Consider the following 19,638-nt stretch of genomic DNA (forward strand, 5'->3'; position numbering starts at 1 on the left):
CGACGTTGCTCGGCCCGATCGACGCATTCGGCGCGTGGGCCTTCGAACATGGCGATGAGGTCACGGCCGCCAGGCAACGGCTCCTCGCCAGGCTTCGGAGCGCCCACCAGGGCGGCCCGGCGGCGGCCCCGTTCGGTGCCCGCCGGTGTCGATGTCTGTTTCTGCAAGTTGGACGGCATTGCTGACGCATCGTGCGTCCACGTAGCGTTCAGGGCGGGCCGCAATCGCCGGTCCAAATCCTTCCCGCGACGTATGACTTGAGGTACAGGCATGCCTACGACCACCCTGCGCCAGCTCAACGCGTTCGACGACTCTCCTGCGTCGCTCGCCTCCGCCACGGTGATCCTGATCGACTACCAGAACACCTACACCCAGGGCGTCATGGAGCTGTCCGGCTGGGAGGCCGCGCTCGACGCCGGCGCCCAGCTGCTCGCGAAGGCCCGCGCGGCCGGTGCGAAGGTCATCCACGTCATCAACGACGGTGGCGAGGGCACCCCCTACGACATCCGCGCGGAGATCGGCCGCATCCACCCGAAGGTCGCGCCGGTGGACGGCGAGGTGACCGTGGTGAAGACGAAGCCGAACGCGTTCCTCGACACCGACCTCGGGGATCTGGTGGACGCGGCCGGGAACAAGGACCTGGTGATCGCCGGGTTCATGACCCACATGTGCGTCGCCTTCACCGCTCAGGGCGCGTTCCTGCGCGGCAACCGGCCGACCGTGGTGGCGGACGCCTCCGCCACCCGGCCGCTCGAGACCTCCGTGGCCGAGGTGTCGGCCGAGGCCCTCCACCTCGGTGCGCTCGCCACGATCGGCGACCTGTACGGCGTCGTGGTGCCGTCGGCGGCCCAGCTCGGCTGACACCGGTGACGTGCCGTCGCGGGGGCCGGTGTCGCGTGCCGTCGGCGCGTGGTCCCCGCAACGGCCATCGGTACGTAATGTTCCGTTTGCCCGAAACGAAAGCGGAACTTCCATTCGTGAAAAATGACCCGTGATCACACAGTGTGTGGCGAGAACTGCGGTGTGATCCACTAATAGCCCGGCCAACTCCCGTACAAATACGGTCATGTGGTGGCGGGCGCGGACCGATCCGCGCCCCCTTCGGACAGAAGGAACTACCTCACGTGACCACACGAAGAACCGTTCTCACCGGTGCGACCGCCTTGAGTGCCGCCGCCGCGTTCGGCACCGCCACCCAGGCGTCGGCCACCGACGGGCCCGGCACTCCCACGACGTCGAGCGCGGCCCAGAAGGAAGCCCGCGACGCGATACGCAGGGTCAACGCCGACATGCGCGGCAACTACGCCGCGCTCAAGGCGGACCTGTCCAAGCGGCTGTCGCCGATGATCGTCGTCACGAACACGGCCACCGGCGGCCAGTTCACCCTCCTGTACAACGGCACGACGGACACCGTCCAACCGGTCCCCGAGTACTTCGAGCTGGCCAAGTCCATCGCGCACGTCCCGCTGGGCATCTACTCCGTTCTCGCCCAGTACCTCGGCGACCAGGTCCCCAACGTCCCCAACCGGGACCGCATCGACGCCCACGACCTCGACATGGTCGCCGCCAAGGGCCAGTCGGACCACTCCTAGGTCACGCCGCTGACCAATTTCAGGACGACCCTCACCGCGGCCCGCGACAAGCTCACCGCCGCCGGCCTGCCCAAGGACCTGCACGACAGCTGCAAGTTCATCCTGGACGAGGCGATCCACTACATCGACGGCGTCCTGCACGACCAGACGTTCGACATCCCCGGCTACGACGTCTTCTCGAACAAGGTCTACCCGAAGATCCGCACCAACATGGTCTTCTCGGCCAGGGCCCAAATCGACGGTATCGAGGGCCAGTTGAAGAAGTGGCGCACCAAGCTCGGCGAGGCCGCCTGGAGCGACCTGTACGTGGTCGTGTTCTCCATCTGGACCACCAGCGTCCTGAACCAGGCGTCCATCATCATCAAGCGGTGCATGGACCAGTCCAAGGTCGACTCGCACCTGATCGACGTGCCCACCGCCGAGACGCTCAGCGACCCCATCGCCGTCGCCCGTGACAACCTCGCCCGGATCGTCCAGGACAACATCGCCGCCGAGATGGTCTTCGCGAGCGATGCCGAGATCGCCACCGCCCTCAAGGGCCGCCAGGACCTGCTCTCGGAGGAGATCCTCAACCAGATCGGCACCAACGGCACCACCGACCCGGCCTCCTACAAGGGCACCGCCGCAACGGCCGCAACGGCCGCCGCGCTCGCGGCCGGCAAGGACGCCTGCCCCTGGCGCCAGGCCCAGAAGGCCGCCGCGGGCGTCTGACCCGACAGCCACACCCCCGTCACGGCTCCCTCCGGACACCGACGCGGACCACACCCCGCACCGGCACCCCGGAGGGAGCCGTTTCCCGATGTCACCCACCGATCAGCGCAGCACCTCACCCCAGGGAACAACCCGTGCCGTCCACCACCAGGACCCGACGCACCCGCACCACCGCCGCCCCGCGCTCCGGCCGCCGCGCCGACGCCCTCACCCTTGTGGGCCTCGTCCTCCTGGCCCTGAACCTACGCGCGGCGATCACCGGCATCCCGCCCGTCCTCGCCACCCTCCAGTCCGCCCTCCGCCTGACGGGCGCACAGGCCGGCGTCCTCACCACGCTCCCTGTGCTGTGCCTCGGCGTCTTCGCCCCCGTCGCCCCCGTCCTGGCCCGGCGCATCGGTACGGAAGCCGTCCTTGCCGTCGCCCTCGCGCTCATCCTCGCGGGCGTCCTCGTCCGCACCCTGCCCACCCCGGCCGGCCTCTTCGCCGGCACCCTGCTCGCCGGAGCGGGCATCGCCCTGGGCAACGTGCTGATGCCCGCGGTCATCAAGCGCGACTTCCCCGACCGCATCGGCCTCATGACCGGCCTCGCGATGACCCTCATGGCCGCCACCGGCGCTCTCGCCGCGGGCCTCGCCGTGCCCCTCACGACCGCCACCGGGCGGCGTACGGCCCTCACCGTCTGGGCGGCGCCCGCCCTGGCCGCGGCCACCACCTGGACCCTCCTCGCGGCCCGCCGTACCCACTCCCGGCCGCCGGCCACGACCCCGCTCACCCCGGTTCCGGCAGGGCCTCGGACGTCCGTACTGCGCTCCCCGCTGGCATGGGCCGTCTCCGCCTTACTCGGCATCGTCTCCCTGTGCTTCTACGTCCTGGTGGCGTGGACACCCCAGATCATGAGCGACGAGGGCTACCCCACGGCCGAGGCCGGCGCGATGACCTCCGTCATGCTCACCATCGGCATCCCCTTCGGCCTGGCCGTCCCCGTCACCGCCGCCCGGCTCGCCGACCAGCGTCCCCTCGTCGTCATGGTGATCGCCCTCAAGGCCGCCGGACTCACCGGGATCCTGCTCGCCCCCGAGCACGCCTGGGCCTGGACCGGGCTCCTCGGTATCGGCATCGGCGCCGGATTCCCCCTCGCCATGACCCTCCTCAGCCTCCGCTCACCGGACCCGGTCACGGCCGCGGGCCTGTCCGCCATGGCGCAGACCGGCGGCTACCTCCTCGCCGGATGCGGCCCCCTGGCCATCGGCCTCCTCCACACACTCACCGGTAGCTGGGACACACCGCTCCTGCTGCTGATCGCCTGCACGGTGCCGGAACTCCTGGTCGGCCTCGTCGCCGGCCGCCCCGGCTTCGTCGGCGCCCGCTGACCCGCCGGCCGCCCCGGCTTCGTCCGCGCCCGCTGACCCGCCGGCCCCTGCCGCGCGCCGCACACCACGCACCACGGCAGGGGCCACCCTCGGAGCGACGCCCCCCGGCCGCGTGCCGGTCTTCTCGCAACCGGAGCTTGAACCAAGCGCGTTGGCGAACGACCTGGTGACAGGAGTCGTACCGCCCGGGGTGGCGGCGTGGTGGCGGGATGCCTGGGATAGCGTCCTTCTCACTCCGGTCAAGTGAGAGGGACGGCGTGCAGGTTCAGGTGCGAGGGCGGCGTGCCCGCCGATGGATCACGTTCGGGGCGATCGCGTTCGGGGCGCTGTTCCTGGTCGTCGGGCTGATCCTCGCGGGGGTGTCGGTCTCGCTTCTGGCGCACGCGGAGCGCGCCCCCGGCACGGTGGTGGCCCTGGAGTGGCGGGACGACGACAACATCGGCGTCTCCCACAAGAAGCGGGCGCACGACGGGCCCGTGGCGTACCCGGTGGTCGAGTTCACCGCCGAGGACGGCACGCGGAGGACGTTCCGCAGCTCCACGGGTTCCAATCCACCGTCGTACGAGAAGGGTGACCGGGTCGAGGTGCTCTACCGCGCGGATTCCCCCGAGGACGCGCGGATCAACGGCTTCGCCTCGCTGTGGCTGTTGCCCCTCGTCTTCGGCGGGATCGGGTTGGTGTTCGCGGGGGTCGGGACGGTCGTCGCGTTCGTGATGCGCGGACGCTCCTGAAAGGCGGACCGGTCACAGTCCCCGGCCCGTCACAGCCCCCGCCCCCGGCCCGTCACCGTTTCCGCCCGGTCACCGCTTCCGTCCCGTCACCGCATCCGCCCGGTGTCCAGGTGAAGAAGCGCTCGCCAGCCTGGCGGGCCGCTCCTGACGCGGGACCGTCCGGCGGGCCGCTCCTCGACCGGGACCGCCCGGCGGGCTGCTCCTCGCCCGGGACCGTCCGGTGGGCCGCTCCTCACCCGGGATCGTCCGAGGGTGTGTCGTGTCAGATGGCCGCGCGGATGGCCTGTTCGAAGCCCTCGACGTGGCTGCGGGCGCGCCGTGCCGCCGTGTCCGGATCGCCGGCGACGATCGCCTCGATCAGCGGGCCGTGCTCCTCGACGTGGCCGGCCATGTCGGACAGCCGGTCGACGAACAGGCACCAGATGCGGGTGGCCAGGTTGTCGTGGCGGACGAGGGTGTCCTCCAGGTACGGGTTGTGCGTGGCGGCGTAGACGGCGCGATGGACCTGAAGGTCTAGGTGCATGAGTTCGGCGGGGTCCCGACCCGAGGACCCGGCCCCGTCCAGCTCCCGCCGCAGGCCGGTCAGGGTCGCGCGGTCCGCGGCCGTCGCCCGCCGCGCCGCCTGGGCGGCGGCCAGCGGCTCCAGCTCCTGGCGCACCTCGGAGATGTGGGCGAGGTCGGTGATGTTGACGTCGGTGGCGAAGGTCCCGCGCCGGGGATAGGTGGTGATCATGCGCTCGTACTGGAGCCGTTTGAGCGCCTCGCGCACCGGGGTCCGCCCTACACCGAGGGACTGGGCCAGCTGCTCCTCGTTGATCGGCGCACCGGGGCGGATCTCGAGCATGACGAGCCGGTCGCGGATGGCGCGGTAGGCGCGCTCGGCGAGGGACAGCTCCTCACCCCCGGGGTCGGTTGCCACCTGCTGCATGGATGCCCCCTTGACCTGGCCGGCGAGCTACCATACCTTACCGCAGAGGCTGATATATCAGTTGCCCATTAGATGGCTCTCAGGATGGTGCACAGATGGCAACGACCCCGTCGATCAGCACATCGGTCAGCACATGCGCTTCCTCGCTCGCCCTCCCGCTCCGCAGGCTCGACCCGGACGTCGCCGCCGCGCTGGACGCCGAACTGCGCCGGCAGCGGTCCACCCTCGAGATGATCGCCTCTGAGAACTTCACCCCGGCCGCGGTCATGGAGGCCCAGGGGTCGGTGCTGACCAACAAGTACGCCGAGGGCTACCCGGGCCGCCGGTACTACGGCGGCTGCGAACACGTTGACGTCGTCGAGCGGCTGGCCATAAACCGGGTGAAGGAGCTGTTCGGCGCCGAGGCCGCGAACGTGCAGCCGCACTCGGGCGCCCAGGCCAACGCGGCCGCGATGTCCGCGCTGCTGGAGCCCGGCGACACGATCCTCGGCCTCGACCTGGCGCACGGGGGACACCTGACCCACGGGATGCGCGTCAACTACTCCGGCAAGCTGTACGACGTCGTGCCCTACCACGTGCGCGAGTCCGACATGCGCATCGACATGGACGAGGTCGAGCAGCTCGCCCTCGCCCACCGGCCCAGGATGATCGTCGCCGGCTGGTCCGCGTACTCCCGGCACCTGGATTTCGCCGCGTTCCGCCGGATCGCCGACGCGGTGGGCGCGTACCTGCTGGTGGACATGGCGCACTTCGCCGGGCTGGTCGTCGCGGGCCTGCACCCGAACCCGGTGCCGTACGCCGACGTCGTCACGACCACCACGCACAAGACCCTCGGCGGCCCGCGCGGAGGAGTGATCCTCTGCCGTGCCGGCCTGGCCACGAAGATCAACTCCGCGGTCTTCCCGGGCCAGCAGGGCGGTCCGCTGGAGCACGTCATCGCCGCGAAAGCGGTCGCGTTCAAGGTCGCGGCGAGCGCGGACTTCAGGGAGCGCCAGCAGCGCACCCTGGACGGCGCCCGCATCCTTGCCGGACGACTGCTGGCCGACGACGTGGCCGAGGCTGGGATCACGGTGCTGACCGGCGGCACCGAGGTGCACCTGGTCCTGGTCGACCTGCGGAACTCCGCGCTCGACGGGCGGCAGGCCGAGGACCGGCTGCACCGCGTCGGCATCACCGTCAACCGCAACGCGGTGCCCTTCGACCCCCGCCCGCCGATGGTCTCCTCGGGGCTGCGGATCGGAACCCCGGCCCTGGCCACCCGTGGCTTCGGCGCGACGGAGTTCCGGGAGGCCGCCGACATCATCGCCGAGGTCCTGAAGGCCGAGCAGCTCGGCGACGAACGCGCGAGGGCGCTGAGTGACCGCGTCGAGGAGCTCGCCGGCGCCTTCCCCCTCTACCCCCACCTGTCCCGCCCGAACGGAGACGCGGCATGAGCGCCCAGCCGCTGCCGGAGCACCCGGACTTCCTCTGGCGCAACCCCGAGCCGCGCTCCTCCTACGACGTCGTCATCGTCGGCGCCGGAGGCCACGGCCTGGCCACCGCCTACTACCTCGCCAAGAACCACGGCATCACCGACGTCGCCGTCCTCGAGAAGGGCTGGCTGGCCGGCGGCAACATGGCACGCAACACCACGATCATCCGCTCCAACTACCTGTGGGACGAGAGCGCGGCGATCTACGAGCACGCCCTCGGACTGTGGGAGGGCCTCCCGCAGGAGCTGGACTACGACTTCCTGTTCAGCCAGCGCGGTGTCCTCAACCTCGCGCACACCCTCCAGGACGTCCGCGAGGGCGTGCGCCGCGTCAACGCCAACCGCCTCAACGGAGTCGACGCCGAGTGGCTCGAACCGGACGAGGTCGCCAAGGTCTGTCCCATCCTCAACCTCTCGCCCCGCACCCGGTACCCGGTCCTCGGCGGCACCTTCCAGCCGCGGGCCGGCATCGCCAAGCACGACCACGTCGCCTGGGCACTGGCCCGCCGGGCCGACGAGATGGGCGTGGACCTGATCCAGGGCTGCGAGGTCACCGGATTCCTCAAGGACGGCAACCGGGTCGTGGGCGTCGAGACCAACCGCGGCCGCATCCTCACGGGCCGGGTCGGACTCGCGGCCGCCGGGCACAGCAGCGTGCTCGCCGAACGGGCCGGGTTCCGGCTGCCGGTGCAGTCCCACCCGCTCCAGGCGCTCGTCTCCGAGCTGCACGAACCGGTGCACCCCACCGTGGTCATGTCCAACCACGTGCACGTCTACGTCTCCCAGGCACACAAGGGCGAGCTGGTGATGGGCGCGGGGGTCGACGCCTACAACGGCTACGGACAGCGCGGGTCCTTCCACGTGATCGAGCAGCAGATGGCCGCAGCCGTCGAACTGTTCCCGGTCTTCGCCCGCGCGCACGTGCTGCGCACGTGGGGCGGCATCGTCGACGTCACCCCGGACGCCTCCCCGGTCATCGGTACCACCCCCGTCGAGAACCTCTTCGTCAACTGCGGCTGGGGCACGGGCGGGTTCAAGGCCACCCCGGCCGCCGGCTGGACCTTCGCGCACACCATCGCGACCGGCGAGCCGCACCCGCTGAACGCCCCCTTCGCCCTCGACCGATTCCGGACGGGCGCGCTGATCGACGAGCACGGTGCGGCGGCCGTGGCCCACTGAGGAGGACACCGTGTTGCTGATCAGCTGCCCGTGGTGCGGTCCCCGCGACGAGACCGAGTACCACTACGGGGGACAGGCCCACGTCCCCCACCCCGAGAGCCCCGCGGACCTCACCGACGAGCAGTGGGCCGAGTACGTCTTCTACCGCGACAACCCCAAGGGCCCCTTCGCCGAGCGGTGGGTGCACAGCACCGGCTGCCGCCGCTGGTTCAACGTCCTGCGCGACACCGCCACCCACGAGGTGCTCGCCGTCTACCGGCTCGACGAGCCCCGCCCCGAACTGCCCCAGGCCGGAGGGAACCGATGACCGACCAGCGATTCAGGCTCCGGCACGGGGGCCGCGTCGACCGTGGAACCGTGCTGCGGTTCACCGTCGACGGGCGGGAGCTGACCGGGCACCCCGGCGACACCGTCGCCTCCGCCATGCTGGCGAACGGGCTCGTGGAGGTCGCCCCGTCTCTCTACCGTGGCCGCCCGAGAGGCATCGTCGCCGCCGGCGTCGAGGAGCCCAATGCCCTGGTACAGCTGGACGGCCCCTGCTCGGAGGGCATGCTGCCGGCGACGACCGTGGAGCTGTACGACGGCCTGGCCGCCACCACGCTGTCCGGGATGGGCCGGCTCGACCCGACCCCCGACCCGGCCGTCTACGACAAGAAGTACGTCCACACAGACGTCCTGGTGGTCGGCGCCGGCCCGGCCGGACTCGCGGCCGCGGTCGCCGCCGCCGGCTCCGGCGCCCGCGTGATCCTCGTCGATGACCAGCCCGAGCCCGGCGGTTCGCTGCTCGGCGGGCGCACGGAGACGGTCGGCTCGCGAAGCGCCCTCGCCTGGGTCGCCGAGGCCCGCGCCGCACTCGACGCCGCCCCCGAAGCCGTCGTCCTCCGACGCACCACGGCGTTCGGCTCGTACGACGACAACTACGTGCTGGCCCTCCAGCGGCGCACCGACCACCTCGGAGCCGACGCCCCCGACCCCTCCGAAGGCGTCTCGCGCCAGCGCCTGTGGCACCTGCGCGCCCGCCAGGTGGTCCTGGCGACCGGCGCACACGAACGCCCGCTGGTCTTCGCCGGCAACGACCGCCCCGGGGTGATGCTCGCCGCGGCCGTGCGCACGTACCTCAACCGCTACGCCGTGGCCCCCGGTGCACGGGCCGTGGTCGGCACGAACAACGACAGTGCCTACGACACGGTCGCCGACCTCCACGCCGCCGGGATCGACATCGCCGCCGTCGTGGACGCGCGCCCCGAGCTGTCCCCGACGGCCGCGGAGACCGCCGCGGCGACCGGGGTGCGGGTGCTGACGGGCAGCGCGGTGGTCGACACCGCGGGCGCCGGCCGGCTCACCGGTGTCACCGTCCAGGCGCTCGACGGGAGCGGCCGACTCGCCGGTGAACCGGAGTCCTTCGGCTGCGACCTGCTCGCCGTCTCGGGCGGCTGGAGCCCGGTGGTGCATCTGCACAGCCAGCGCCAGGGGCGGCTGCGCTGGGACGAGGACCTGGTCGCCTTCGTCCCCGACGGCACCGTACGGGACCAGCAGACCGTCGGCGCGGCACGCGGGACGTACGACCTCGACGGCTGTCTGGCCGAAGGGGCGCGGGCGGGTGCACGGGCCGCGACGGACGCCGGGTTCCCGGTTCCCGTACCGGCGACCGGCGGTGGGCCCGCGACGACCGCGCCGTCGCCGGACGCCGGGCGGAACGCGGCCGGCCCGACGCGTGCCCTGTGGCTCGTGCCCGCCACGAGCGGTGAGCCCGGCAGCTGGGACACCCACTTCGTCGACCCGCAGCGAGACGTCACCGTCGCCGACGTCTGGCGGTCCACCGGCGCCGGCATGCGCGGTGTCGAGCACGTCAAGCGCTACACGTCCCTCGGCACGGCGAACGACCAGGGCAAGACGTCCGGCGTCAACGCCATCGGGGTGATCGCCGAGGCACTCGGCGCCGGCGCGTCACCCGGCGACATCGGCACCACGGCCTACCGGGCGCCGTACACCCCGGTGGCCTTCGCCGCCCTGGCCGGACGCGAACGGGGCGAGCTGTTCGACCCCGAGCGGACGACGGCCGTCCACCGCTGGCACGTGGCGCACGGCGCGGAGTTCGAGGACGTCGGGCAGTGGAAACGTCCCCGGTACTACCCCCTGCCCGGCGAGGACATGGACACCGCCGTGGCCCGGGAGTGCCGCGCGGCCCGCGAAGGGGTGGCGTTCATGGACGCCTCCACCCTGGGCAAGATCGAGATCTGGGGCGCGGACGCCGGCGAGTTCCTCGACCGCGTCTACACCAACGCCTTCAAGAAGCTCAAGCCCGGCACGGCCCGCTACGGCGTGATGTGCAAGCCCGACGGCATGATCTTCGACGACGGGGTGACCCTGCGCCTCGACGACGACCGCTACTTCATGACCACCACGACCGGTGGCGCCGCCGCGGTCCTGGACTGGCTGGAGGAGTGGCTTCAGACCGAGTGGCCCGGACTCGACGTCCACTGCACCTCGGTCACCGAACAGTGGGCGACGATCGCCGTCGTGGGCCCGCGGTCCCGACAGGTCGTGGCCCGGCTCGCGCCGGACGTGGACCTGTCCGCCGAGGCGTTCCCCTTCATGGCCTTCCGCGAGACCACCCTGGCCTCGGGCATCCCCGCCCGCATCTGCCGGATCTCCTTCTCCGGCGAACTCGCCTACGAGATCAACGTCTCCGCCTGGTACGGCTTGGCCGTCTGGGAGCAGGTCCACGAGGCGGGCCGGCCGTGGGGCATCACCCCGTACGGCACCGAGACCATGCACGTCCTGCGGGCCGAGAAGGGCTACATCATCGTCGGCCAGGACACCGACGGCACCGTCACCCCGCAGGACGCGGGCATGTCCTGGGTCGTCTCGAAGCAGAAGGACTTCATCGGCAAGCGGTCCCACTCCCGCGCCGACACCTCCCGCACCGACCGCAGGCAACTGGTCGGCCTGCTGCCGAGCGACCGCACGACCCGGCTGCCCGAAGGCACCCAACTCGTCGCGCCGGACGTGCCGGTCACCCCCGGGGCCGGGCCGGTGCCCATGCTCGGCCACGTCACCTCCAGCTACCACAGCCCGGCCCTCGGCCGCCCCTTCGCCCTCGCCCTCGTCGCCGGCGGCCGGGCAAGGATCGGCGAGACCCTGCTCGCCCCCGTCGGGGACGACCTGGTGCCCGTCGAGGTGGCCGACTTCGTCCTCTACGACCCCGAAGGGACCAAGCGCGATGGCTGAGCCCACGACGATCGACGCGGGCGCGGGCCCCGTCGCCCTGCGCACCAGCCCCCTGGCACATCTGGCGGAGCGGATGCGCGCCGCCGCCGTCACCGGCGCACGGGGCGTAGCGCTGACCGAGCGGCCGTTCGTCACCATGGTGAACCTGCGCGTCGACCCCGGATCCGACGCGGCCGTCCGCATCGGGAAGGCCCTGGGCGCGCCGCTGCCGCTACAGTGCGGCCACACCACCGCGTCCGGCCCCCACACGCTCGCCTGGCTGGGCCCCGACGAGTGGCTCGTGCTGTCCCACGCCGACGCGACCACCGTGGCCGGCGAGCTGCGGGAGGCACTCGCGGCAGACCCCGGCTCGGTCGTGGACGTCTCGGCCAACCGCACCACGCTGGAGCTGAGCGGCCCGGCCGCCCGGCAGGTGCTGGAGAAGGGGTGCCCACTGGATCTGCATCCACGGGCCTTCGGACCCGGCCGGGCGGTGTCGACCACGGTGGGCCCAGTGGCGGTGCTGCTCTGGCAGGTCGACGACACACCTGCGTACCGGTTGTTCCCGCGCTCCTCGTTCGCCGACTACTTGGCGCGCTGGCTCATCGACGCGATGACCGAGTACCGCGGCCCGGATGTGCCCTGAGGGGGTCACAGAACCCTGAACCCGCCCCCGGTCGGCAGCGGCCCCTCCTCCCGCGTGGCGGTGGCCGATGCGGGAGCAGGAGCGTCGGCAAGGCATGGATCCTGGCCGGTGGCCGGTGGCCGGTGGCCGGTGGCCGGTGGCCGGCGGGCGGTGGGTGGTGGCCGGCGGGCGGCCGGGCGGCTTCGGGCGGCTTTGAGAAGATCACCTCATGGCGGACAGAGAAGACGAACTGGCCAGGGTCGCGTTCGGCACGGCGGAGGTGACGGACGCGGCTCGCGCCGCCGCACTGCGGCTGCTCGAGGCCGACCCCGCGGTGCACGCGGAGTGGATCGCGGGGATCGCGGTGAACAGGGCGGCACCCGACGCGGTGCTGCGGCGGGTCTTCACGGTCGACCCGCTGCCCGACACGGCATGGCTCGCCTACCGCCAGCTGTCGCCCGCGGCGGCGAAGGCGGCCGTCGCGCACCCGGACCCACGAGTCCGCAGGACCCTCGCCGAGAACCCGTACCTGCCGCCGGACGCGCTCGCCGTGCTGGCCGAGGACGCGGACCCCGGGGTGCGGCGCGTGGCGCTGGTGATGGCCTGTGAATACCAGGTCGAACTGCCGACGGAGGTGGCGGTGCGGCTGGCCGCCGACGAGGAGGCCCGGCTGAGGTCCTTCGCCACCGCTCTGCCCGGCCTGCCGGCCGAGACGCTGCTGTCGCTCGCCGAGGACCCCGATCCCCGGGTCAGGGCCGCCGCCATCAACTTCCGGACCTGGCCCAGGCTGCGGCCGGAAGTCCGGGCCGCGGCCGAGGCGGACCCCGACCCCCAGGTCCGCGCGGCGGTCGAGCGCGCCACCCACGTCGACGCACCCCTGCCGACGACGATCGAGGAGTTCCTCGCCGAACCGGACGAACGCCGCTGTCGCGACGCCGCGTCCACCGCACCCGTCGACGCGGGCCTGGCCGCGCTCCTGGTCGCCCACGAGGACGGCTGGCTGCGCCACGGCGCCGTCCGCAACCCCCACGTGCCCACGGCACTCGCCCTCACCCTCGCGGCCGACCCCGACCCCTCGGTCCGTCTCGCCCTGTCCCTGCGCGCGGATCTGACCGAGGAACAGCGCGTGTCGATCGACTACACGGTGTCCCCGGGCCGCCATCCGGTCCCGGACTGGGTGAGGGAGCGCTTCGGCGACCCGGACGCGCTGCGCGAGATCGCGGCCTCCAGCCACGTCCTGCTGCGCCGGGGGGTGACGTGCGCGCCGGAGCTGCCCGTCGACGTGGTCGAACTGCTGGCCGCCGACGACGACTACTTCGTGAGGCTGATGCTCTGCGAGAACGACCATGCCCCGCACGAGCTGCTCGTCGAGATGTTCGCCGACTGGGACGGGCTGAGCTGGGGCATGCTGGCGCACTGCCGCAACTTCGCGCGCCCCGGCCTCGCCCGGTTCGCGGACCACCCGGACCACCGGATGCGCTACGCCGCCCTCTTCGACCCGCAAGCCGGACCGGAACTCATCGAACGGCTCACCCGTGACGCGGACTGCACGGTGCGCCTCCATGCGGGCGGCGACCCGCGCCTGCCCCGCCCCAGACTCGTCGAACTGCTCGGCCCGGACGGCATGCCCCGAACGGCCGCCTGCAACCCCGCGCTGCCCGTCGGCCTGATGCACGGACTGCTCGACATCGCGGGCGTGGAACGCTGACGACGGCCGGGCCCGGGCCGACCCCGGGATGCCCGTGATCTGAAGGTGCCGGGCGGTGGGAAGGTCCCCGTTGTCCGGAGGTGCCGGGCGGTGGGAGGTTCCCCGTTGTCCGGAGGTGCCGGGCGGTGGGTGAGCGGCCCGGCACTGCGCGGACCGGTACCCCGTCGCCCGCGCGGGTCACGACCGAGGCGGCGGCCGGGCGGAGCCGGACGGGGCCGTGACCGAGACGGCGGACGGCGGGGCGGACTTGTGCAATCCGCCTGCGAGACCGCACTGTTGCCCGGTATTCGTTCAAACGGTCAGGAGTCCCGGCTTGTCCTCGCACATCCCCGCTTCCGCGCCCGCCCACGTCGTCGACTCCGTCGGCGGCTGCCCGCACGCCCTGAACGCCGAGCTGCGCGGCCGGGGGCCCGTCGCGGACATCGTCCTGCCCGGCGGGGTACCCGCGGCGGTGGTCCTGGGGCACGAGGAGCTGAAGGAGTTCCTTTCCCACCCCGACGTGGCCAAGGACGCCCGCCACTGCCCGGCCCTGAACGACGGCACGATCCCCGCGGACTGGCCGCTGCGGGTCTTCGCCAACGCGCAGGGCATGCACACCGCCGACGGTGCCGACCACCGCCGGCTGCGCTCCCTCGTCGGCAACGCCTTCACCGCCCGCCAGGTGGAGCGGCTGCGGCCGCGTATCGAGGAGCTGACCACCGGCCTCCTCGACGACCTCGGCCGGGCCGCCGCCGAGGACCCGGACGGCATCGCGGACCTGCGCACCCACTTCGCGCTCCCGCTCCCGATGAGCGTCATCTGCGAGCTGCTCGGAGTGGACCCCGAACACCGCGGCCGGCTGCACGACCTCACCTACACGGTGGTCATCGCCACCGACACCACACCGGCGGAGGTCATGGCCGCCGTACGCGAACTCGTCGAGCTGCTCGGCACGATCGCCGCGGCCCGCCGGACCGCCCCGGGCGACGACCTGACCAGCGCCCTGATAGCCGCCCGCGAGGACGACGGCGACCGGCTCAGCGAGGCCGAACTCATCGGTACCATGCGCCTGATGCTGGTCGCCGGCCACGAGACCAACCTGAACCTGATCAGCAATGCCGTACGGGCCCTGTGCACCCACCGCGACCAGCTGGCGCTGGTCCTGGAGGGCAAGGCCACCTGGTCGGACGTGGTGGACGAGACGCTGCGCTGGGACGGCCCGGTCAGCTGGTTCCCCTTCCGCTACCCCACCCGCGACCTGTCCCTCGGCGGAAGCGTGATCCCGCGGGGCACCCCGGTCCTCGCCGGCTACACCGCGGCCGGGCGCGACGAGGCCTTCCACGGCCCGGACGCCGACCGCTTCGACGTCACCCGGCCCGGCGCGGCCCGGCACCTCTCCTTCGGTCAGGGCGCGCACTACTGCGTGGGCGCCCCGCTCGCCCGGCTGGAGGCCACCATCGCCCTGGAACGGCTCTTCACCCGCTTCCCGGACCTCGACCTCGCCGTCCCCGAAGGCGAACTGCCCCGCCAGCGCAGCTTCATCGGCAACAGCGTCGAAGCGCTCCCGGTCCGCCTCGTCCGGAGCTGAAGCCCGCCGCCCGCCGCGCCCTGCCCGCCGCCCCCTGCCGGCCCGCGGCGGGCGGTACGGTTCCGTGCCCGGCCGGCCCAGCGCACCGGGTGTCCCGCCCCGGGGCCGGGCGTCGCGGCGCCGGAGCTCCGGAACACTCACTCAGCCCTGCACGTCGCCCCTGGTGGAGGAGTCGACGGTGTCGCGGTGAGAGAAGTCACCGGGCGGGATGCCGGGGTGATGTCCCGGCGGGGGAGCGGGGGTGGCCGCGGTCGGGCCGAGTGTGAGGTGGGAGACGATGCGATAGCGGTCCCCTCGGTAGAGCGAGTGGACATACTCGACGGGCCGCCCGGCCGTGTCCGAGGTGAGCCGTTCGAACAGCAGGGCCGGGGACAGCTCGGGCACATCGAGAAGCTCGGCCTCGGAGCGGGTGACGACGGTCGGCTCGATCGCCTGGACGGCTTCGCGGACGTGCACGCCGTGATGCTCACGCAGATGCTCGTACAGGTCGCCGCTCTCCAACTCCTCTGCGCTCAGCCCGGGAACGAGGTCCGCACGGATGTGCAGGTGCTCGATGGCCATGGGCGCGCCGTCGACGAGGCGCAGCCGGGCCACGTAGACGATCTTTGCGGCCGGGGAGAGGCGCAGCTTGCGGCCGACGCGGGCCCCGGCCTGGATGGTGGTGAACTCCAGCAGCCGGCTGGACCAGGCGCCCGCGGCCCGGGCGACGGCCAACGCGTTCTCCTGGGACACGAGTTCCTGCGTGATCTTCTCCGGTGCGACGAACATACCGCGCCCGTGTTTGCGGACGAGAAGTCCCGCGGCGACGAGTTCGTCGACGGCGGCGCGCAGTGTGGGCCGGGAGACGCCCAGGTGTGCGCAGAGCGTGCGCTCGGAAGGGATGGGGTCGCCGGGGCGCTGGGTCTCGATGAGTTCGAGGATGTGGTCGCGCACGCGCTCGCGTTTGAGCACCACCCCCGGCGCGTTCCCGTTCGCGTCGGCGTTCACCTTCCGCCCCCCTCGCGCCGTCTGACCAGTTGCCTGTCCAGTTGACCATGGCCCGGTCCTGATCGACAACCGTCCCGTGTTTCCAAGGGGGTTGACGTGTGTAGTGGTCTATGCCAGCTTTCTCCACCACCAGAGGTCACCTGACCAGTCGAACCACTGGTCAGGTCCGGCGCTCCAGAGGTGAACAGTGACATTCCGCTTACTCGCCGGCCCGCCCGCGCTCGTCGCGGTCACCCGGCTCGGCGCCTTCCGCCCCTTCGGCCTTCCGTCCCTCGCGCCCGCCCTCCCGGTCTCCCAGGCGCTCGCGCGGCACGTCACGTCCCGCTTCGCGGGCGGCGCCGTCAAGGGCTGACCTGCTCCCCGTCTGGAGGCACCCGTGCCGACGAACCACGCCCCGCTCGTCCCCGCACCCACCCATCTCACCCCCCACTCGGGCCACTTCACCCTGCACACGGAGACCACCATCCGGGCAACACCCGGCGCCGAACCCGCTGCGGCCCTGCTCCGCACGCTCCTGTCGCCCGCTACCGGGCTGCCACTGCCCCTGTCCGCCAATGGCCCCGTCGTGTTCGCGCTCGACCCGCAACCGGATGCAACGGGCGAGGAGGGGTACCGGCTGACGGTCGCCCCGGAGTCCGTGCTGCTGCGGGCCACCGGACTGCCCGGGCTGCTGAACGGCATCCAGACCTTGCGCCAACTCCTGCCCGCCGCCGCCCTCGCGGGTACGCCGCAGCCGGGGCCGTGGCGGCTGCCCTGCCTGGAGATCACCGATGAGCCGCGCCACCCCTGGCGCGGCCTCCTGCTGGACGTGGCCCGGCATTTCCAGCCGGTGTCGTTCCTGCGCCGGTACGTCGATCTGCTGGCCCTGCACAAGCTGAACGTGCTCCACCTGCACCTCACCGACGACCAGGGCTGGCGGATGCCGGTCACGGCGTTCCCACGGCTGACGGAGGTGGGCGGACGGCGGGCCGAGTCGATGGTGGGCCCCGCCGGCAGCCGCCGCTTCGATGGCATTCCGCACGAAGGGGCCTACAGCAAGGAGGAGTTGACCGGTCTGGTGGCCTATGCGGCGGCGCGCGGCGTCACCGTCGTACCCGAGATAGACATGCCCGGACACACCCGGGCCGCACTCGCCGCCTACCCGGAGCTGGGCAATGTGCCCGGGCGGCGGCTGGACGTGTGGACGCGGTGGGGGGTGTGCGAGACCGTCCTCGGCGTCCACGAGCCGGTGCTGGACTTCTGCCGCACCGTGCTGGACGAGGTCCTCGACGTCTTCCCCTCCCGGCACGTGCACATCGGCGGCGACGAGTGCCCGACCACGGAGTGGGCGGTGAGCGACGCGGCACGGGCCCGGGCCGCCGCCGAGGGTCTGCCGGACACCGACGCGCTGCACGGCTGGTTCCTGGGCCGGATCGGCGCCTACCTCACCGAACGTGGTCGCGTTCCCACCGCCTGGGCGGAGAACGGCGAGGGGCTGCCGCCCGAATGCGCGGTCATGACCTGGCGCGACCCCGAACACACGCGGATCGCGCTGAAGCGGGGCCACGCCGTGATCAGCGCCCAGCACCGCTCGGCCTATCTCGACTACGCCCAGTCGTCCGGGCCGGCCGAACCACAGGCCCAGCCCGGTGCCGTGGTCGACCTGCGCGCCGTCCACGGCCACACTCCGCCCGACGACACCGACACCCCCGGCCGGCTCCTCGGTCTCCAGGCCGCGTTGTGGACCGAGTTCGCCCCGACGCCCGGAAACGTCGACTACCTGACCTTCCCCCGTCTGTGCGCACTCGCCGACCGTGCCTGGCACGGCACCCCGTCCTGGCCCGGCTTCCGGGCCCGCCTCCGAGCACACGCCGCCCGGCTGGCCACCCTCGGCGTACGGCACGGGCCGCTCGACCCGCACGTCCCCGACCCGCACGTCCTCGACCCGCATGTCCTCGACCCGCACGTCCGAATCCCCACCGCTTCGGAAGGGAACAGTCATGAACAGGACGACCAAGCCCCGGCCCACCCGCGGTAGCACCACGAGGAAATCGCTGACCTTCGCGATCGCCGCCGTGCTCGGCTGCGCGGGCCTCGCCGCGTCACCGGCGACCGCCGACGCGGCCCAGGGCGACCTGACCGTGCAGTACCACACCGGGTCGACCGGCAGCGACCAGGCCGAGCCCTGGCTGAAGGTGAAGAACAGCGGCGCCGCCGGTGTCGCGCTCAGCGGCGTCAAGGTGCGCTACTACTTCAAGTCCGACACCGCGAGCGCCACCTACCGCTTCGCCTGCTCGTGGGCGGTCAAGGGCTGCGGCAACGTCACCGGCACGTTCGGGACTCTGGCGCACCCCACGCCGACCGCCGACCGCTACCTGGAGATCGGCTTCACCCCCGGCGCCGGATCGCTCGCCCCGGGCGCCGACTCGGGCGACCTGCAACTGCGCTTCCACCGCTCGGACTGGCAGCCGCTGAACCAGGCCGACGACTACTCCTTCGGCGCGGCGCAGAACTCGTACGCGAACTGGTCCAAGGTCACCGCGCAGCTCGACGGCGCCGTGGTCTGGGGCAGCGCGCCCGAGGGCAACGACCCGACCGACCCGACGGATCCCACTGATCCGACCGACCCGCCCGCCGAAGGAGCCACCCTCTTCGACGACTTCGACTACACGGGACACAACGACCCGAGGATCTCGGCCAACGGGTGGAGCGTGCGCTCCAACCCCGGCGGTCCCGGCGTGGCGGGCGCCACCTGGGCACCGGAGAACGTGACGTTCCCCTCCTCCGGCGGGAACTCGGTCATGAACCTCGAGACGTCGACCTCCGGCACCGGCGAGAGCACCAAGCAGACCGAGGTCCTCACCAAAGCAACGAAGTTCAAGAACGGCACCTACGCGACGCGGATCAAGTTCAGCGACGCGCCCACGAGCGGGCCGGACGGCGACCACCTGGTGCAGACCTTCTTCACCATCAACGACCTCAAGGCACCGATGGCCGACGACTACTCGGAGTACGACTTCGAGTACCTGCCCAACGGTGGCTGGGGCGAGCCGTCGAACATCCTGTACACGACGTCCTGGGAGACCTACAACCCCGATCCGTGGCAGGCGGTCAACCAGCACACGGAGGGCCGGCAGAGCTACGCGGGCTGGCACGACCTCGTCCTCACCATCGACAACAGCACGATCCGCTACTACGTCGACGGCCGGCTCTTCGGCACGCACGACGCCGCCTACCTGCCGGAGCGGCCCATGTCGATCAACTTCAACCAGTGGCTCATCGACCTCGCGGGCCAGACCGGCACCGGCCCGCGGGCCTACGACGAACAGGTCGACTACATCCTGCACGTCAAGGACCAGGTGCTGACCCCGGCGATGGTGGCGGCCAAGGTAGCCGCCTACCGGTCGGCGGGCACCACGTTCGAGGACACCGTGCCGACGGCCTGACCCGGCCGCCGACCCGAGGACCCCGGCACCTCGCGTGCCGGGGCCCTCCCGGTCCCGCACGCCCCCGGCCCGGTCACGCCCCCGGCCCGGGGGAGAGGAGCCGGGCCCCTGCGCGGCGGTCGACCGGGCCGCCG

At 72.3% G+C, this 19,638-nt stretch carries 17 protein-coding genes and 1 pseudogene; 16 read left to right on the forward strand and 2 right to left on the reverse strand.

Translation table 11 applies throughout. The annotated features are described in order from the left end of the window. Positions 1-2: 2 nt before the first annotated feature. The 6 genes and pseudogenes from JK361_RS41075 to JK361_RS07915 form a co-directional block, all read left to right on the forward strand. Positions 3-185: pseudogene (locus JK361_RS41075) on the forward strand (hypothetical protein); the annotation flags it as partial. Between the two features lie 85 nt (positions 186-270). After that, a complete protein-coding gene (locus tag JK361_RS07900) occupies positions 271-861 on the forward strand; it encodes a cysteine hydrolase family protein (RefSeq protein ID WP_201814912.1) in 591 nt (196 codons plus the stop codon). A gap of 263 nt (positions 862-1,124) precedes the next feature. Beyond that, positions 1,125-1,592 (forward strand): hypothetical protein, encoded by a 468-nt coding sequence (locus JK361_RS41080; protein ID WP_236052533.1) that lies wholly within the window; start codon positions 1,125-1,127, stop codon positions 1,590-1,592. A gap of 210 nt (positions 1,593-1,802) precedes the next feature. Next, positions 1,803-2,303 carry a hypothetical protein gene (locus JK361_RS41085; protein ID WP_236052534.1) on the forward strand — a complete coding sequence of 167 codons (501 nt, stop codon included), beginning with the start codon at positions 1,803-1,805 and terminating at the stop codon, positions 2,301-2,303. Between the two features lie 134 nt (positions 2,304-2,437). After that, complete coding sequence (locus JK361_RS07910; protein ID WP_307787211.1) at positions 2,438-3,673, forward strand: MFS transporter; 1,236 nt, start codon at positions 2,438-2,440, stop codon at positions 3,671-3,673. Between the two features lie 257 nt (positions 3,674-3,930). After that, the gene (locus tag JK361_RS07915) at positions 3,931-4,404 is read left to right on the forward strand and encodes a DUF3592 domain-containing protein (protein WP_307787212.1); all 474 of its coding nucleotides are present in this window, start codon (positions 3,931-3,933) and stop codon (positions 4,402-4,404) included. Between the two features lie 262 nt (positions 4,405-4,666). On the opposite strand, the gene JK361_RS07920 is transcribed toward JK361_RS07915, so the two are convergent. Then, positions 4,667-5,332: a GntR family transcriptional regulator gene (locus JK361_RS07920; RefSeq protein WP_201814914.1), complete on the reverse strand. Its 666-nt coding sequence runs from the start codon at positions 5,330-5,332 to the stop codon at positions 4,667-4,669. Positions 5,333-5,427: 95 nt separating this feature from the next. On the opposite strand from JK361_RS07920, the gene glyA reads away from it, so the two are divergent. From glyA to JK361_RS07955, 7 genes are all read left to right on the forward strand, one after another. Beyond that, the gene (glyA, locus tag JK361_RS07925; protein ID WP_201814915.1) at positions 5,428-6,765 is read left to right on the forward strand and encodes a serine hydroxymethyltransferase; all 1,338 of its coding nucleotides are present in this window, start codon (positions 5,428-5,430) and stop codon (positions 6,763-6,765) included. Then, a complete protein-coding gene (locus JK361_RS07930) occupies positions 6,762-7,982 on the forward strand; it encodes a sarcosine oxidase subunit beta family protein (RefSeq protein WP_201814916.1) in 1,221 nt (406 codons plus the stop codon). The genes glyA and JK361_RS07930 overlap by 4 nt, the downstream gene beginning before the upstream one ends. Positions 7,983-7,992: 10 nt before the next feature. Continuing rightward, complete coding sequence (locus JK361_RS07935; RefSeq protein ID WP_201814917.1) at positions 7,993-8,289, forward strand: sarcosine oxidase subunit delta; 297 nt, start codon at positions 7,993-7,995, stop codon at positions 8,287-8,289. Further along, positions 8,286-11,213 carry a sarcosine oxidase subunit alpha family protein gene (locus JK361_RS07940; RefSeq protein ID WP_201814918.1) on the forward strand — a complete coding sequence of 976 codons (2,928 nt, stop codon included), beginning with the start codon at positions 8,286-8,288 and terminating at the stop codon, positions 11,211-11,213. Before JK361_RS07935 ends, JK361_RS07940 begins: the two co-directional genes overlap by 4 nt. Next, the gene (locus JK361_RS07945) at positions 11,206-11,838 is read left to right on the forward strand and encodes a sarcosine oxidase subunit gamma (RefSeq protein WP_201814919.1); all 633 of its coding nucleotides are present in this window, start codon (positions 11,206-11,208) and stop codon (positions 11,836-11,838) included. The genes JK361_RS07940 and JK361_RS07945 overlap by 8 nt, the downstream gene beginning before the upstream one ends. 208 nt (positions 11,839-12,046) lie before the next feature. After that, positions 12,047-13,525: a hypothetical protein gene (locus tag JK361_RS07950; protein ID WP_201814920.1), complete on the forward strand. Its 1,479-nt coding sequence runs from the start codon at positions 12,047-12,049 to the stop codon at positions 13,523-13,525. 313 nt (positions 13,526-13,838) lie between these two features. Further along, entirely contained in the window at positions 13,839-15,092 is a 1,254-nt protein-coding gene (locus JK361_RS07955; RefSeq protein ID WP_201814921.1) for a cytochrome P450 family protein, read from the forward strand. Between the two features lie 141 nt (positions 15,093-15,233). Here JK361_RS07955 and JK361_RS07960 read toward each other — a convergent pair whose 3' ends face one another. After that, positions 15,234-16,079 carry a GntR family transcriptional regulator gene (locus JK361_RS07960; RefSeq protein WP_201814922.1) on the reverse strand — a complete coding sequence of 282 codons (846 nt, stop codon included), beginning with the start codon at positions 16,077-16,079 and terminating at the stop codon, positions 15,234-15,236. A gap of 187 nt (positions 16,080-16,266) precedes the next feature. On the opposite strand from JK361_RS07960, the gene JK361_RS07965 reads away from it, so the two are divergent. From JK361_RS07965 to JK361_RS07975, 3 genes are read left to right on the forward strand one after another with little or no spacing between them, the layout of a single operon-like run. Further along, positions 16,267-16,431: a hypothetical protein gene (locus JK361_RS07965; protein WP_201814923.1), complete on the forward strand. Its 165-nt coding sequence runs from the start codon at positions 16,267-16,269 to the stop codon at positions 16,429-16,431. 24 nt (positions 16,432-16,455) lie between these two features. Further along, the gene (locus JK361_RS07970) at positions 16,456-18,096 is read left to right on the forward strand and encodes a beta-N-acetylhexosaminidase (RefSeq protein ID WP_201814924.1); all 1,641 of its coding nucleotides are present in this window, start codon (positions 16,456-16,458) and stop codon (positions 18,094-18,096) included. Continuing rightward, positions 18,059-19,504 carry a cellulose binding domain-containing protein gene (locus tag JK361_RS07975; protein WP_201814925.1) on the forward strand — a complete coding sequence of 482 codons (1,446 nt, stop codon included), beginning with the start codon at positions 18,059-18,061 and terminating at the stop codon, positions 19,502-19,504. The genes JK361_RS07970 and JK361_RS07975 overlap by 38 nt, the downstream gene beginning before the upstream one ends. The last annotated feature ends 134 nt before the right edge of the window (positions 19,505-19,638 follow it).

It is taken from the genome of Streptomyces musisoli, from assembly GCF_016741855.1.
GTDB lineage: Bacteria > Actinomycetota > Actinomycetes > Streptomycetales > Streptomycetaceae > Streptomyces > Streptomyces musisoli.